The organism is Roseibium sp. M-1, from assembly GCF_054515675.1.
The window spans coordinates 1,672,486-1,685,186 of the sequence record NZ_CM137257.1 but is presented as its reverse complement, the minus strand read 5'-3'; the positions used below and the strand labels follow the sequence as shown (position 1 = coordinate 1,685,186).

Here is a 12,701-nt window from a genome sequence, read left to right as displayed (position 1 = left end):
GCTGACATATATTTCAAGCCTGAAATTTTAAGCTTGAAATATCTCTCCTGCTGTGGTTCGCTGAAGGGACTGCAGCAAGGGAGGTTTCCATGCGGATTGCTTGTCTGGGCGGAGGGCCTGCCGGTCTCTATTTCGCCATTTCGATGAAACTGCGCAATCCTTCCCACGAGATCGACGTCATCGAGCGCAACCGGGCCGACGACACGTTCGGCTGGGGCGTGGTGCTCTCCGACGAGACCCTGCAGAACCTTGCTGCCAACGATCCGGTCAGCGCCAAGGCCATCGGCGAGAACTTTGCCTACTGGGACGATATCGCGCTGCATATGCGGGGCGAGCGCCTGGTCTCAACCGGCCACGGCTTCTGCGGCATCGGCCGCATGAAGCTGCTGCTGCTGCTGCAGGACCGGGCCCGCGAACTCGGCATCAATCTGAAATTCGAAACCGAGGTGGAAAGCGCCGAGGACTACCGCAAGACCTATGATCTTGTGGTCGCCAGCGACGGTCTCAATTCCAAGACCCGCACGCTTTACCAGGACACGTTCAAGCCTGACATCGACAGGCGTCTCTGCCAGTTCGTCTGGCTGGGTACCCACCAGAAATTCGCCGACGCCTTCACCTTCATCTTCGAGGAAACCGAGCACGGCTGGGTGTGGGCGCATGCCTACCAGTTCGACGATGAGACGGCGACCTTCATCGTCGAGTGCACGCAGGAAACCTTCGATGCCTTCGGCTTCGGCGAAATGAGCCAGGATGACAGCATCCGCACCTGCGAGGAGATCTTCAAGGATCACCTCGGCGGTCACGCGCTGATGACCAATGCCAAGCATATCCGCGGCTCCGCCTGGATCCGCTTCCCGCGGGTGCTCTGCGAGAAGTGGAGCCATGAAAATGTGGTGCTGCTCGGCGACGCTGCAGCGACCGCGCATTTTTCCATCGGCTCCGGCACCAAGCTCGCCTTCGAGTCCGCCATTGCGCTGGCCGAATATCTCCACACCGAGCCGGACATGGCGGCCGCCTTCAAACGCTACGAGGAAGACCGGCGCCTGGAAGTTCTTCGTCTGCAGTCGGCCGCGCGCAACTCGCTGGAATGGTTCGAGCATGTGGAGCGTTACCTCCATCTCGATCCGGTCCAGTTCAACTATTCCATGCTGACCCGCTCCCAGCGTATCAGCCACGAAAACCTGCGCCTGCGCGATCCGAAATGGCTGGAATCCGCCGAACGCTGGTTCATGACCCAATCCGGCGTCTCGCCAAATGCGCCTGTGCGCGCGCCGATGTTCACGCCGTTCAAATTGCGCGAGATGGAGCTGAAGAACCGCATCGTCGTCTCGCCGATGGCCCAGTACAAGGCCGTCGACGGATCGCCGACCGACTGGCACCTGATCCACTACGGCGAGCGTGCCAAGGGCGGGGCGGGGCTGGTTTTCATCGAGATGACTTGTGTCAGCGCCGAAGGCCGCATCACCCCGGGTTGCCCGGGCCTTTACGCGCCTGAACACGAAACCGCCTGGAAACGCCTGACCGATTTTGTCCACGCAGAGTCCAGCGCCAAGATCTGCGCCCAGATCGGCCACTCGGGCCGCAAGGGGTCGACGCGGATCGGCTGGGAAGGAATGGACAAGCCGCTCCATGACGGCAACTGGGATCTGGTCTCTGCCTCCGCCATCCCGTGGTCGGACGGCAATGCCGCGCCGCGCGAGATCACCCGCGCCGAGATGGACGGGATCAAGGCCGAATTCGTTGCCTCGACGGAGATGGCCGAACGCGCTGGCTTCGACATGATCGAGCTGCACGCCGCCCACGGCTATCTGCTTTCTTCCTTCATCTCGCCGGTTTCCAACATCCGCACGGACGAATATGGCGGCTCGCTGGAGAACCGCCTGCGCTGGCCGCTGGAAGTGTTCAAAGCCATGCGCGCCGTCTGGCCGGATCACAAGCCAATGTCCGTGCGCATTTCCGCCTGCGACTGGGTGGGCGAGGAAGGCATCACACCGGACGATGCGGTCGAGATCGCCAAGCAATTCCGCGCGGCCGGGGTCGATCTGGTGGATGTGTCCGCCGGGCAGACGACGCCCAAGGCGCGGCCGGTCTATGGCCGCATGTTCCAGACGCCGTTCTCCGACCGCATCCGCAACGAGGGCGGTCTGCCGACCATGGCTGTCGGCAACATCTATGAAGCCGATCACGCCAATTCGATCCTGATGGCAGGCCGCGCCGATCTCGTCGCCGTCGGCCGTCCGCATCTGGCCGATCCCTACTGGACCCTGCACGAGGCCGCCAAGATCGGCGACCGCAATGCCACCGACTGGCCGCTGCCATATCTTGCCGGCCGCGACCAGACGTGGCGCCTTGCCGACCGCGAAGCGGAGATGCTGAAGGTATGAGTGTCGCGGGCCGTCATATCGTCGTGACAGGCGGCGGCAGCGGCGTCGGTGCCGCCTGCGCGCAGCTCTTTGCCGAAAAGGGTGCGAAGGTCACGATCTTCGGCCGCACTGAGGCGAGCCTTTCGGAGCAGAAGCTGCCCTATCAGGTCTGTGACGTCACCGACACTGCAGCAGTCCAGGCCGCCATGGCTGCGGCGAAAGCCGCGCTGGGTCCTGTCGATGTGGTCGTCGCCAATGCAGGCGCCGCCAGCAGCAAGCCTTTTGCGCGCACAACACCCGAAGATTTGCAGGCGATGCTCGCCGTCAATCTCTTTGGTGTTTTCAATGTCTGGCAGGCAGCGCTGCCGGATATGAAGGAGCAGGGCTGGGGCCGAATGATCGCGATTGCCTCCACGGCCGGCCTGCGCGGCTATCCCTATGTCAGTGCCTATTGCGCCGCCAAGCATGCGGTGGTCGGTCTGACGCGCTCGCTCGCCCGGGAACTCGCAAAGACGGGCATCACCGTCAACGCCATCTGCCCGGGTTTCGTCGAGACGCCGCTACTGCTGCGGTCCATCGACACCATCGTTGAAAAAACCGGCATGAGCCCGGAAGCGGCTGCCGACAGCCTGAAAGCGGACAATCCGCAGGGGCGTTTCATCCAGGTGGTGGAAGTCGCGGAAACCGCGCTTTACCTGTGTTCAGAGGGTGCGATTTCCGTCAACGGACATGCCCTGACACTTTCGGGAGGAGAGCTGTGATGCCGGAAGCGGCCTTAAAAACCGAACCTCTCTCCAAGGCGCGGCTGCGCCTCTGGCTGAAGCTCCTGAAATCCGTCAACGGCATCGAGGCGGAGATCCGCCGGAACCTCCGCGATGGCCACGGCACGACGCTGCCGCGCTTCGACGTCATGTCGGCTCTGGCGCGGTTTCCGGACGGGCTGAAGATGTCGGATCTTTCCACCTATCTGAAGGTCTCCAACGGCAATGTCACCGGCATCGTCGACAAGCTGGCCGAGGAAGGCCTCGCGGTGCGTGTTGCCGTTCCGGGTGACCGGCGCGCCCAGCTTGCGCGGCTGACGCCAAAGGGCAAAACCGCCTTTGAAGACCTCGCCCATCATCACGAGAACTGGATCAACGATCTTCTGGACGGTTGGGCTCCGGAGGATATCTCCGCGCTCTCCAGCCGCCTGGATCTGGTCCTGAAACGCCAGCACCCAGAGGAGAGTGACCATGCGCAGTGACGTCACGCATTTCAATTGTGAGATTGCCGGCGGCATAGCGCGCATTTCACTCAACCGGCCGGAACGCAAGAACCCGCTGACCTTCGAAAGCTATGCCGAGCTCCGCGACTGGTTTCGCGACCTCGTCTATGCCGACGACGTCCATGCCGTGGTGATCCTGCCGAATGGCGGCAACTTCTCCTCCGGCGGCGATGTGCACGACATCATTGGTCCGCTGACGAAGATGAACATGAAGGAACTGCTCGCCTTTACCCGCATGACCGGCGACCTGGTGAAAGCCATGCTCAATTGCGGCAAGCCGATCATTTCCGCTGTCGACGGCATCTGTGCCGGTGCCGGCGCCATCATGGCAATGGCCTCGGACCTGCGCATCGCGGCACCCGACGCCAAGGTGGCCTTTCTCTTCAACCGCGTCGGCCTGGCCGGTTGCGACATGGGCGCCTGCGCGATCCTGCCGCGCATCATCGGCCAGGGACGGGCGGCGGAGCTGCTTTATCTCGGCCGCTCGATGAAGGCCGACGAAGGCCATGCCTGGGGCTTCTTCAATGCGGTCGTTGCAGCAGACGAGCTGGACGCGGCCGCAATGGAGATGGCCGGACGTATCGTCGCCGGACCGACCTTCGCCAATTCCATGACCAAGACGATGCTCGCCCAGGAATGGTCGATGAGCCTGGAGCAGGCCATCGAGGCCGAGGCTCAGGCCCAGGCGATCTGCATGCAGGGCAACGATTTCCGCCGGGCCTATGAGGCCTTCGTCAAAAAAGAAAAGCCGGTCTTCGAGGGGGATTGATGTCGGATACGTCGTTCCTGCACTGGCCGTTCTTTGAAGACAGGCACCGCGCGCTGTCCGCCGAGCTGGAAAGCTGGGCCACTGCTCATCTGGCGCATGTCGATCATGCCGACACGGATGCGGCCTGCCGGGAGCTGGTGACGGCACTCGGGAAAGCCGGTTTCCTGCAGCACAGCGGGGCTCCCGACGGCAGGCTCGACGTGCGCAGCCTGTGCCTCATCCGCGAAACGCTTGCCCGCCATGACGGCCTTGCCGACTTCGCCTTTGCCATGCAGGGGCTTGGCACTGGTGCGATTTCGCTCTTCGGCACCGACGAGCAGAAGGCCGAGTGGCTGCCGCAGACCCGCTCCGGCAAGGCGATTTCCGCTTTTGCCCTGACCGAGCCGCAGTCGGGCTCGGATGTCGCCAATTCGACCATGACTGCCACCGACGACGGCGACGCCTACGTGCTCGACGGCGAGAAGACCTGGATCTCCAACGGCGGCATCGCCGATCTCTATACGCTCTTTGCGCGGACCGGCGAGGCGCCGGGCGCAAAGGGTCTTTCCGCCTTCATCGTGACGCCGGATCTGCCCGGTTTCGAGGTGACCGAACGACTGGAAACCATTGCGCCCCATCCTCTGGCCACCCTGCGCTTCACCGGCTGCCGGATTCCAAAAAAGAAAATGATCGGTACGCCGGGCGCAGGTTTCAGGATCGCCATGTCGGTCCTGGATATTTTCCGGTCCACTGTTGCCGCCGCCGCCCTCGGTTTTGCCCGGCGTGCGCTCGATGAAGCCTTGAAGCGGGTCACGACGCGGGAGATCCAGGGATCGCCACTCTTCGACCTGCAACTGGTGCAGGGGCACATCGCCGATATGGCGCTTGATGTCGATGCCGCGGCCCTGCTGATCTATCGTGCCGCCTGGACCAAGGACTCAGGCGCACCGCGGGTGACGCGGGAAGCTGCGATGGCAAAACTCTTCGCCACCGATCAGGCGCAGAAGGTCATCGACAAGGCAGTGCAGCTTCACGGCGGCGACGGCGTTCGATCCGGTACGGAAGTCGAGAAGCTCTACCGCGAGATCCGGGCACTGCGAATCTATGAAGGCGCCTCGGACGTCCAGAAAATCATCATTGCGCGCCAGACGCTTGGCGCATTTCAGGGAGACTGATCATGCTTGGTCCTTCCGCACATGTCGACACCTTCACCCGGGACAACCTGCCGCCCGAGGGCACCTGGCCGGATTTCCTGCTGGACGGCTTCCAGTATCCGGAGCGCCTCAATGCAGGGGTCGAACTGACTGACCGGATGGTGGAGCAGGGTTTCGGCGATCACACTGCGCTTATCGGCAACGGCCGCCGCCGCACCTACAAGGAACTCGCCGACTGGACCAACCGCCTGGCCCATGCGCTGACGGAAGATCTTGGAGTCAAGCCGGGCAACCGGGTGCTGATCCGCTCCGCCAACAATCCGGCGATGGTCGCCTGCTGGCTCGCCGCCACCAAGGCCGGGGCTGTGGTGGTCAACACCATGCCGATGCTGCGGGCAGGGGAGCTCTCAAAGATCGTCGACAAGGCGGAGATCGAGTTCGCCCTCTGCGACACGCGCCTGATGGACGAAATGGTCGCCTGCGCCAAGGGCTCGTCTTTCCTGAAGAAGGTCATCGGCTTCGACGGCACGTCCAATCATGATGCCGAACTTGACCGTCTGGCGCTGGAAAAGTCCGTGCTTTACGACGCCGTGCCGACCGGCCGCGACGATGTTGCCCTTCTGGGCTTCACCTCCGGATCCACCGGCACGCCCAAGGCGACGATGCATTTCCACCGCGATCTGCTGATCATCGCCGACGGCTATGCCCGGGAAGTTCTCGGCGTGACGCCGGACGACGTCTTTGTCGGCTCGCCGCCGCTTGCCTTCACCTTCGGTCTCGGTGGGCTGGCGATCTTCCCGCTGCGCTTCGGAGCTGCGGCAACGCTACTGGAAAGCGCGACGCCGCCAAACATGATCGAGATCATCGAGAAATATAAGGCGACCGTCTGCTTCACCGCGCCGACCGCCTACCGGGTGATGCTGCAGGCGATGGATGCGGGCAAGGATCTTTCGTCTCTGCGCGCAGCCGTCTCCGCTGGTGAAACCCTGCCGGCACCGGTCTATGACGCCTGGATGGAAAAGACCGGCAAGCCGATGCTGGACGGCATTGGCGCGACGGAAATGCTGCACATCTTCATTTCCAACCGCTTCGACGATCACAAGCCTGCCTGCACCGGCAAGCCGGTCACCGGCTACGAAATCCGGATCCTCGGTCCGGACGGCAAGGACGTTGCCCCGGGTGAAGTCGGCCGCCTGGCCGTGCGTGGCCCGACCGGCTGCCGCTATCTCGCCGACGACCGCCAGGGACAATATGTCGTGGACGGCTGGAACATCACCGGTGACAGTTTTTCCATGAGCGAGGACGGGCATCTGCATTTTGCCGCCCGCAACGACGACATGATCATCTCCGCCGGCTACAACATCGCGGGTCCGGAGGTGGAAGCTGCGCTGCTGGCACATCCGGCCGTGCAGGAATGTGCGGTCATCGGCGTACCGGACGAGGATCGCGGCTCGATCGTGCAGGCCCATGTTGTCGTGGCCGCCGGAAGCGAAGCTTCCGAAGACCTCTCCAAAGCCTTGAAAGATCACGTGAAAGCGACGATCGCACCCTACAAGTATCCGCGCTCGATCATTTTTACCGACGCATTGCCGAAAACCGAAACCGGCAAGATCCAGCGCTTCCGGTTGCGACCGGACGCCTGAAACGAACCACGCGTGGGGCACGCGGGACAACGATAACAAGCCCTGGCCGACCGTGACGGGCAAAGGAAGCACGGCGGCAAAGACACCTAAACCGAATGGGAACAGCAGGTCTTAGACCAAGAGGAGCAGCATATGAAATTCGTAACACTGGCCGCAGCAGCGGCACTGGCGCTGACCATCTCCGGCGCAAATGCCGATCCGGTGAAGGTCGGCATGATCACGACGCTTTCCGGCGGTGGCGCCGGTCTCGGCATCGACGTGCGCGACGGCTTCATGCTTGCCGTCAAGCAGGCCGGCAACGAAGATCTGGAAGTGGTCATCGAGGACGACCAGCAGAAGCCGGACATTGCCGTCCAGCTCGCCGACAAGATGATCCAGTCCGACAAGGTCGATGTGCTCACCGGCATCATCTGGTCGAACCTGGCGATGGCCGTCGTTCCGGCCGCGACCGCCCAGGGCAAGTTCTATCTGTCGCCGAATGCGGGTCCGTCCGCGCTTGCCGGCAAGGGCTGCCATCCGAACTACTTCAACGTCGCCTGGCAGAATGACAACCTGCACGAAGCTGCCGGTGCTTATGCCAATTTCGAAGGCCTGAAGAACAGTTTCCTGCTGGCGCCGAACTATCCGGCGGGCCAGGATGCGCTCACTGGCTACAAGCGCATGTACCAGGGCGGTCTTGCCGGCGAGATCTACACCAAGCTCGGCCAGACCGACTATGCGGCTGAAATTGCCCAGATCCGCGCTTCCGGCGCCGACAGCGTCTATTTCTTCCTGCCGGGCGGTATGGGGATTTCCTTCCTGAAGCAGTACAAGGATTCCGGCGTCGGCCTTCCGGTGATCGGCCCGGCTTTCTCCTTCGACCAGGGTATCCTGCAGGCTGTCGGTGACGCCGCCATGGGCGTGAAGAACACCAGCCAGTGGAGCAAGGACATCGACAATCCGGTCAACAAGGCCTTTGTCGAAAGCTTCCAGGCCGAGTATGGCCGCCTGCCGTCGCTCTATGCGTCCCAGGGCTTCGACACCGCCAACCTGCTGCTGTCCGCCATGGCAAAGGCGGACGTGAAGGACGCAGATGCGTTCCGCGCTGCCCTCGAAGAAGCCGATTTCAAGTCGACCAGAGGCAACTTCAAGTTCGGCCCGAACCACCACCCGATCCAGGACATCTATGTCCGTGAAGTGATCAAGGAAGGTGACGTCTACACCAACAAGATCATCGGCAAGGCGCTGACCAGCCACGCCGATGCCTACTGGTCCGAGTGCAACATGTAAGGTAAGCACTTTCGCACTGGCCCGTTTCGACGGGCCGGTGCAAGGGGCGGGGATCTCATGTCACTGATATTGCTCATAGAGCAGGTTCTGAACGGCCTGCAATTCGGCATCATGCTGTTTCTGATGGCGGCCGGCCTGACCCTGATCTTCGGCGTCATGGGGTTGATCAACCTTGCCCATGGTTCGCTCTACATGATCGGGGCATTCTGCGCGGCTGCCGTGGCGGCCGCAACCGGGTCCTTCATGCTCGGTCTGGTCGCGGCACTTGCCGGTGCGGCGATTGCCGGGGCGCTGGTGGAACTGGTCGTCATTCGCAGGCTCTACACCAAGGACCATCTCGACCAGGTGCTGGCGACCTTCGCCCTGATCCTGATCTTTTCGGAAGGAACGCGCTGGATTTTCGGTTCCTTTCCGTTGTTTCTGAACGTGCCCGAATTCCTCTCCGGTCCGGTGACCTTGCCCGGTGGGATTGCCTATCCGCTCTACCGGCTGACGCTGATCGTCGTCGGATTGCTGGTGGCATTCGGTCTCTGGATGCTGATTTCCCGGACACGCCTCGGCGTACAGATCCGGGCCGGCGAAAACGACCGCGAGATGATCGCCGCCCTCGGCATCGACATTGCCCGGCTCTACACCATCGTCTTTGCGCTCGGCGCGGCGCTCGCCGGCCTGGCAGGTGCTCTTGTCGGTGCGATCCAGTCGGTGCAGGTCGGCATGGGTGAGCCCGTCCTGATCCTTGCCTTCGTCGTCATCGTCATCGGCGGCATCGGCTCCATCAAGGGCGCGCTCGTCGGTGCGATCCTGGTCGGGCTAACCGACACTCTTGGCGGCATCTTCCTGCCCGAGCTCTTGAAACTCTTTCTCGATCCGTCGACGGCCACATCGATCGGCTCCTCGCTCGCCTCCATGGCGATCTACATCCTGATGGCTGCGGTGCTGATCCTGCGTCCTGCCGGACTGTTCGGAGCACGCGCATGATCCGGGAACGCTATATCAACGCGTTGACACTGGCGCTCTTCGTCGCAATCCCGCTCTGGGCAGTGATGACGGACGAACCCTTTACAATCACGCTGATGACGCGCGCGGCGGTCTTCGCCATTGCCGCTGTCGGCCTCAACATCGCGCTCGGCCTCGGCGGGCTGGTCAGTCTTGGCCATGCCGTCTTCTTCGGCCTCGGCGGCTATGCCATGGGAATCCTCGCCCATCATGCCCAGACCTATACGGCGCTCGCCGAGTGGCCGATCCTGATCGAGGGCACCAAGTCCATGCCGGTCATCTGGCTGGTCGCGGTGGTGGTCTCGTCCCTGGCGGCGCTGGTCATTGGCATCCTGTCGCTCCGGACCGCGGGCGTCTATTTCATCATGATCACGCTTGCCTTCGGCCAGATGTTCTTCTTCTTCGCCATTTCCTGGGCGCAGTATGGCGGTGAGGACGGGCTGTCGATCTATGTCCGCAACGGCTTCCCGGGTCTCAACACGCTGGATCCGATTCAGTTCTATGGCATTTGCCTTGTGCTGCTCTGCCTGGTGCTCGCCTTTGCCTGGCGCCTGGCGGCGTCTCCCTTCGGTCTGGCCTTGAATGCGGCACGGCAGGTTCCGGTCCGGGTGGAAACCGTCGGGCTCGATCCGGTCCGGGTGAAGCTGATCGCCTTCGTGCTCTCCGGTGCCATCACCGGTCTCGCCGGGGCCCTCTTTGCCGATCTCAACCGCTTTGTCAGCCCGACCATGTTCAGCTGGCAGCTCAGTGGCGAGATCATGATCTTCGTCATTCTGGGCGGGGTCGGTCGCCTCTTCGGCCCGGTGGTCGGCGCGCTCGTCTTCGTGGCGCTGGAACACTGGCTGGGTGGCCTCAGCGAGTTCTGGCACATCTATCTCGGCCTGCTGCTCCTCGTCATCGTGCTCTTCGGCAGGGGTGGGCTCATCGGCATGGTCTGTGGACGGGAGGCGGTTCATGACTGACGCGGTTCTCGAGACGAGCGGCATCACCAAAAGCTTCGGTGCCCTGCGCGCCAGCCAGGACATCTCCGTCGATCTGAAGCCGGGCGAGATCCACGCGATCATCGGCCCGAACGGAGCGGGCAAATCGACCCTGATCGGCCAGATCTGCGGCACGCTGCGGCCCGATTCCGGAACAGTGCGCCTTCTGGGCGAGGACGTCACACACCAGCCGACCCGGGCCCGCGCTCGTGCAGGGCTGGGACGAACCTTCCAGATTTCGGCGCTCACCATGGAAGATACGGTCCTCCAGAACGTGCTGCTCGGTGCGCTTGGTGCCAGCGGCAAGCCCTGGCGGTTTTTCTCCAGCGTGCTCAAGGACGCAGATCTGCGGGCAACCGCCGAAGAGGCCCTGGAACGGGTCGGCCTGAAAGATCAGGCCCGCATGCGCACGGCAGAACTCAGCCACGGCCAGCGCCGCCAGCTCGAGGTCGCGGTTGCGCTGACGTTGAAACCCAAGGCCCTCGTCATGGACGAACCGATGGCCGGCATGGGCGCGGAAGGCTCCAAGCTGTTGACCGGTTTTCTGGATCAGCTGCGCCACGAAGCGCCGATCCTCCTGGTCGAGCACGACATGGACGCTGTCTTCTCGCTTGCCGACCGCATCAGCGTGCTGGTTTACGGTGAAGTCATCGCCACCGGCACGGTCGACGAGATCCGCGCAAATGCGGCCGTCAAGGAAGCCTATCTGGGGGACGAGGCATGAGCGACCTACTGAAGCTCTCCGATGTCACGGCCTCTTATGGGGCCAGCCAGGCGCTCTTCGGCGTCGATCTTGAGATCGGCGAAGGCGAGGTGTTGGCGCTGCTCGGCCGCAACGGCATGGGCAAGTCGACCACCGTCAAGTGCATCTGCCGAATGCTGGCGGCCAAGGGAACGCTGACATTCAACGGCCAGGATCTGACCCGCCTGCCGAGCCACAGGGCGGCAAGGCTGGGCCTTGGCCTCGTGCCGGAGGGCCGCCGGTGTTTCGGCACATTGACCGTGCAGGAAAACCTCATCGCAGCCGCACGCCGGGGTGACTGGACCTTCGAACGCGTGATCGGTCTGTTTCCGCGGCTCGGCGAACGGCGCGGCCAGCGGGCGGGCTCGCTCTCCGGCGGCGAACAGCAGATGCTTGCCATCGGCCGGGCGCTGATGACCAATCCGAAGCTTTTGATCCTGGATGAAGCGACGGAAGGCCTTGCCCCGGTGATCCGTAAGGAAATCTGGGCTGTCGTCCGCCAGCTCAAGGCGGAAACGGGGCTTGCTATCCTCGTCATCGACAAGTCGATCAAGGAACTGCGCCAGGTCTGCGACCGGGCGACGATCCTGGAACGCGGCAAGTCGGTGTGGACGGGAAGCATCGATGCCCTGACCGACGACGTCACCGCAAGTTATATCGGGGTCTGATCGATGTTTGTCCTCGAGCAGCCCATCCTGTTCAAGCATTGCGACCCGGCGGGGATCGTCTTCTATCCCCGCTATTTCGAGATGATGAACGATTGCGTCGAGACCTTCTTCGACCGGTTGGTGGGCTGGCCCTTCAAGGAAATCCACAAGGACGGCGCCATACCAACGGCGGAAATCCGGACGCAGTTCAAAGCACCAAGCCGCCTCGGCGATCAATTGGCGCTCACTCTTGCAATAACACGGGTGGGGCGCACGAGCTGTGGCATCGCGATCACGGCAGACTGTGCCGGGGACCGCCGTTTCGAGACCGAGCTCACCCTCGTCAATGTCAACGCCGGCGGCAGACCGGCGGTATGGCCTGAAAAGGTCAAAAATCGATTTCAGGAAATCAAGGAAAGTCAGGATCAATGACGGTCAAAACCATTCAACCGGACGGCTGGGCGCCCGCAAAAGGCTACGCAAACGGCATGCTGACGGAGGGCAAGACGCTCCATATCGGCGGCCAGATCGGCTGGAACAAGGACCAGGTCTTTGAAACCCATGACTTCATCGGCCAGATGGAACAGACGCTGGCAAATATCGTCGCCATCGTCGAGGCCGCCGGCGGGGCGGTCACCGACATTGCCCGTCTGACCTGGTTCATCACCGACAAGCGCGAATACCTCGCCCGCCAAAGGGAAGTCGGCGAAGCCTACCGTCGGGTGATGGGCCGTCATTTCCCGGCCATGTCCGTCGTGGTCGTCGCCGGCCTCATCGAGGACGAGGCCTTGATCGAGATCGAGGCAACCGCGCAGGTCGGCTGACCGGCAGTATTATTTTCAGCGCATTCCTGATGCCCGGCACCCTGTGCCGGGCTTTTTTGTTTTGGTGGCAG

Annotated in this window: 13 protein-coding genes; all 13 read left to right on the top strand. The window is 62.7% G+C overall.

The window, feature by feature from the left end; all coding sequences use genetic code 11:
• Nucleotides 1-89 precede the first annotated feature (89 nt).
• The 13 genes from ACX3M4_RS07665 (at nucleotide 90) to ACX3M4_RS07605 (ending at nucleotide 12,630) form a co-directional block, all read left to right on the top strand.
• Nucleotides 90-2,384, top strand: coding sequence for a bifunctional salicylyl-CoA 5-hydroxylase/oxidoreductase (locus ACX3M4_RS07665; protein WP_459357991.1), 2,295 nt, complete (start codon nucleotides 90-92; stop codon nucleotides 2,382-2,384).
• Entirely contained in the window at nucleotides 2,381-3,124 is a 744-nt protein-coding gene (locus tag ACX3M4_RS07660; protein ID WP_459357990.1) for an SDR family NAD(P)-dependent oxidoreductase, read from the top strand. Before ACX3M4_RS07665 ends, ACX3M4_RS07660 begins: the two co-directional genes overlap by 4 nt.
• Nucleotides 3,124-3,606 (top strand): MarR family winged helix-turn-helix transcriptional regulator, encoded by a 483-nt coding sequence (locus ACX3M4_RS07655; RefSeq protein WP_459357989.1) that lies wholly within the window; start codon nucleotides 3,124-3,126, stop codon nucleotides 3,604-3,606. Before ACX3M4_RS07660 ends, ACX3M4_RS07655 begins: the two co-directional genes overlap by 1 nt.
• A complete protein-coding gene (locus tag ACX3M4_RS07650; protein ID WP_459357988.1) occupies nucleotides 3,596-4,396 on the top strand; it encodes an enoyl-CoA hydratase family protein in 801 nt (266 codons plus the stop codon). The genes ACX3M4_RS07655 and ACX3M4_RS07650 overlap by 11 nt, the downstream gene beginning before the upstream one ends.
• Nucleotides 4,396-5,550: an acyl-CoA dehydrogenase family protein gene (locus ACX3M4_RS07645; protein WP_459357987.1), complete on the top strand. Its 1,155-nt coding sequence runs from the start codon at nucleotides 4,396-4,398 to the stop codon at nucleotides 5,548-5,550. Before ACX3M4_RS07650 ends, ACX3M4_RS07645 begins: the two co-directional genes overlap by 1 nt.
• Nucleotides 5,551-5,552: 2 nt before the next feature.
• On the top strand, nucleotides 5,553-7,172 hold the full coding sequence (locus ACX3M4_RS07640; protein ID WP_459357986.1) for an AMP-binding protein: 1,620 nt from the start codon (nucleotides 5,553-5,555) through the stop codon (nucleotides 7,170-7,172).
• 132 nt (nucleotides 7,173-7,304) lie between these two features.
• A complete protein-coding gene (locus tag ACX3M4_RS07635) occupies nucleotides 7,305-8,441 on the top strand; it encodes an ABC transporter substrate-binding protein (protein WP_459357985.1) in 1,137 nt (378 codons plus the stop codon).
• A gap of 57 nt (nucleotides 8,442-8,498) precedes the next feature.
• A complete protein-coding gene (locus ACX3M4_RS07630) occupies nucleotides 8,499-9,419 on the top strand; it encodes a branched-chain amino acid ABC transporter permease (protein ID WP_459357984.1) in 921 nt (306 codons plus the stop codon).
• Complete coding sequence (locus ACX3M4_RS07625) at nucleotides 9,416-10,399, top strand: branched-chain amino acid ABC transporter permease (protein ID WP_459357983.1); 984 nt, start codon at nucleotides 9,416-9,418, stop codon at nucleotides 10,397-10,399. Before ACX3M4_RS07630 ends, ACX3M4_RS07625 begins: the two co-directional genes overlap by 4 nt.
• Nucleotides 10,392-11,141 (top strand): ABC transporter ATP-binding protein, encoded by a 750-nt coding sequence (locus ACX3M4_RS07620; RefSeq protein ID WP_459357982.1) that lies wholly within the window; start codon nucleotides 10,392-10,394, stop codon nucleotides 11,139-11,141. The genes ACX3M4_RS07625 and ACX3M4_RS07620 overlap by 8 nt, the downstream gene beginning before the upstream one ends.
• Nucleotides 11,138-11,827: an ABC transporter ATP-binding protein gene (locus tag ACX3M4_RS07615; protein ID WP_459357981.1), complete on the top strand. Its 690-nt coding sequence runs from the start codon at nucleotides 11,138-11,140 to the stop codon at nucleotides 11,825-11,827. Before ACX3M4_RS07620 ends, ACX3M4_RS07615 begins: the two co-directional genes overlap by 4 nt.
• Nucleotides 11,828-11,830: 3 nt before the next feature.
• The gene (locus ACX3M4_RS07610; protein ID WP_459357980.1) at nucleotides 11,831-12,238 is read left to right on the top strand and encodes an acyl-CoA thioesterase; all 408 of its coding nucleotides are present in this window, start codon (nucleotides 11,831-11,833) and stop codon (nucleotides 12,236-12,238) included.
• A complete protein-coding gene (locus ACX3M4_RS07605) occupies nucleotides 12,235-12,630 on the top strand; it encodes a RidA family protein (protein WP_459357979.1) in 396 nt (131 codons plus the stop codon). The genes ACX3M4_RS07610 and ACX3M4_RS07605 overlap by 4 nt, the downstream gene beginning before the upstream one ends.
• Nucleotides 12,631-12,701 lie beyond the last annotated feature (71 nt).

What these genes read in the sequence shown, in the direction of transcription:
- ACX3M4_RS07620 (WP_459357982.1), top strand. Translation starts at nt 10,392, where the DNA reads ATGACTGACGCGGTTCTCGAGACGAGCGGCATCACCAAAAGCTTCGGT.
- ACX3M4_RS07640 (WP_459357986.1), top strand. Translation starts at nt 5,553, where the DNA reads ATGCTTGGTCCTTCCGCACATGTCGACACCTTCACCCGGGACAACCTG.
- ACX3M4_RS07650 (WP_459357988.1), top strand. Translation starts at nt 3,596, where the DNA reads ATGCGCAGTGACGTCACGCATTTCAATTGTGAGATTGCCGGCGGCATA.
- ACX3M4_RS07655 (WP_459357989.1), top strand. Translation starts at nt 3,124, where the DNA reads ATGCCGGAAGCGGCCTTAAAAACCGAACCTCTCTCCAAGGCGCGGCTG.
- ACX3M4_RS07615 (WP_459357981.1), top strand. Translation starts at nt 11,138, where the DNA reads ATGAGCGACCTACTGAAGCTCTCCGATGTCACGGCCTCTTATGGGGCC.
- ACX3M4_RS07610 (WP_459357980.1), top strand. Translation starts at nt 11,831, where the DNA reads ATGTTTGTCCTCGAGCAGCCCATCCTGTTCAAGCATTGCGACCCGGCG.
- ACX3M4_RS07665 (WP_459357991.1), top strand. Translation starts at nt 90, where the DNA reads ATGCGGATTGCTTGTCTGGGCGGAGGGCCTGCCGGTCTCTATTTCGCC.
- ACX3M4_RS07635 (WP_459357985.1), top strand. Translation starts at nt 7,305, where the DNA reads ATGAAATTCGTAACACTGGCCGCAGCAGCGGCACTGGCGCTGACCATC.
- ACX3M4_RS07625 (WP_459357983.1), top strand. Translation starts at nt 9,416, where the DNA reads ATGATCCGGGAACGCTATATCAACGCGTTGACACTGGCGCTCTTCGTC.
- ACX3M4_RS07630 (WP_459357984.1), top strand. Translation starts at nt 8,499, where the DNA reads ATGTCACTGATATTGCTCATAGAGCAGGTTCTGAACGGCCTGCAATTC.
- ACX3M4_RS07660 (WP_459357990.1), top strand. Translation starts at nt 2,381, where the DNA reads ATGAGTGTCGCGGGCCGTCATATCGTCGTGACAGGCGGCGGCAGCGGC.
- ACX3M4_RS07645 (WP_459357987.1), top strand. Translation starts at nt 4,396, where the DNA reads ATGTCGGATACGTCGTTCCTGCACTGGCCGTTCTTTGAAGACAGGCAC.
- ACX3M4_RS07605 (WP_459357979.1), top strand. Translation starts at nt 12,235, where the DNA reads ATGACGGTCAAAACCATTCAACCGGACGGCTGGGCGCCCGCAAAAGGC.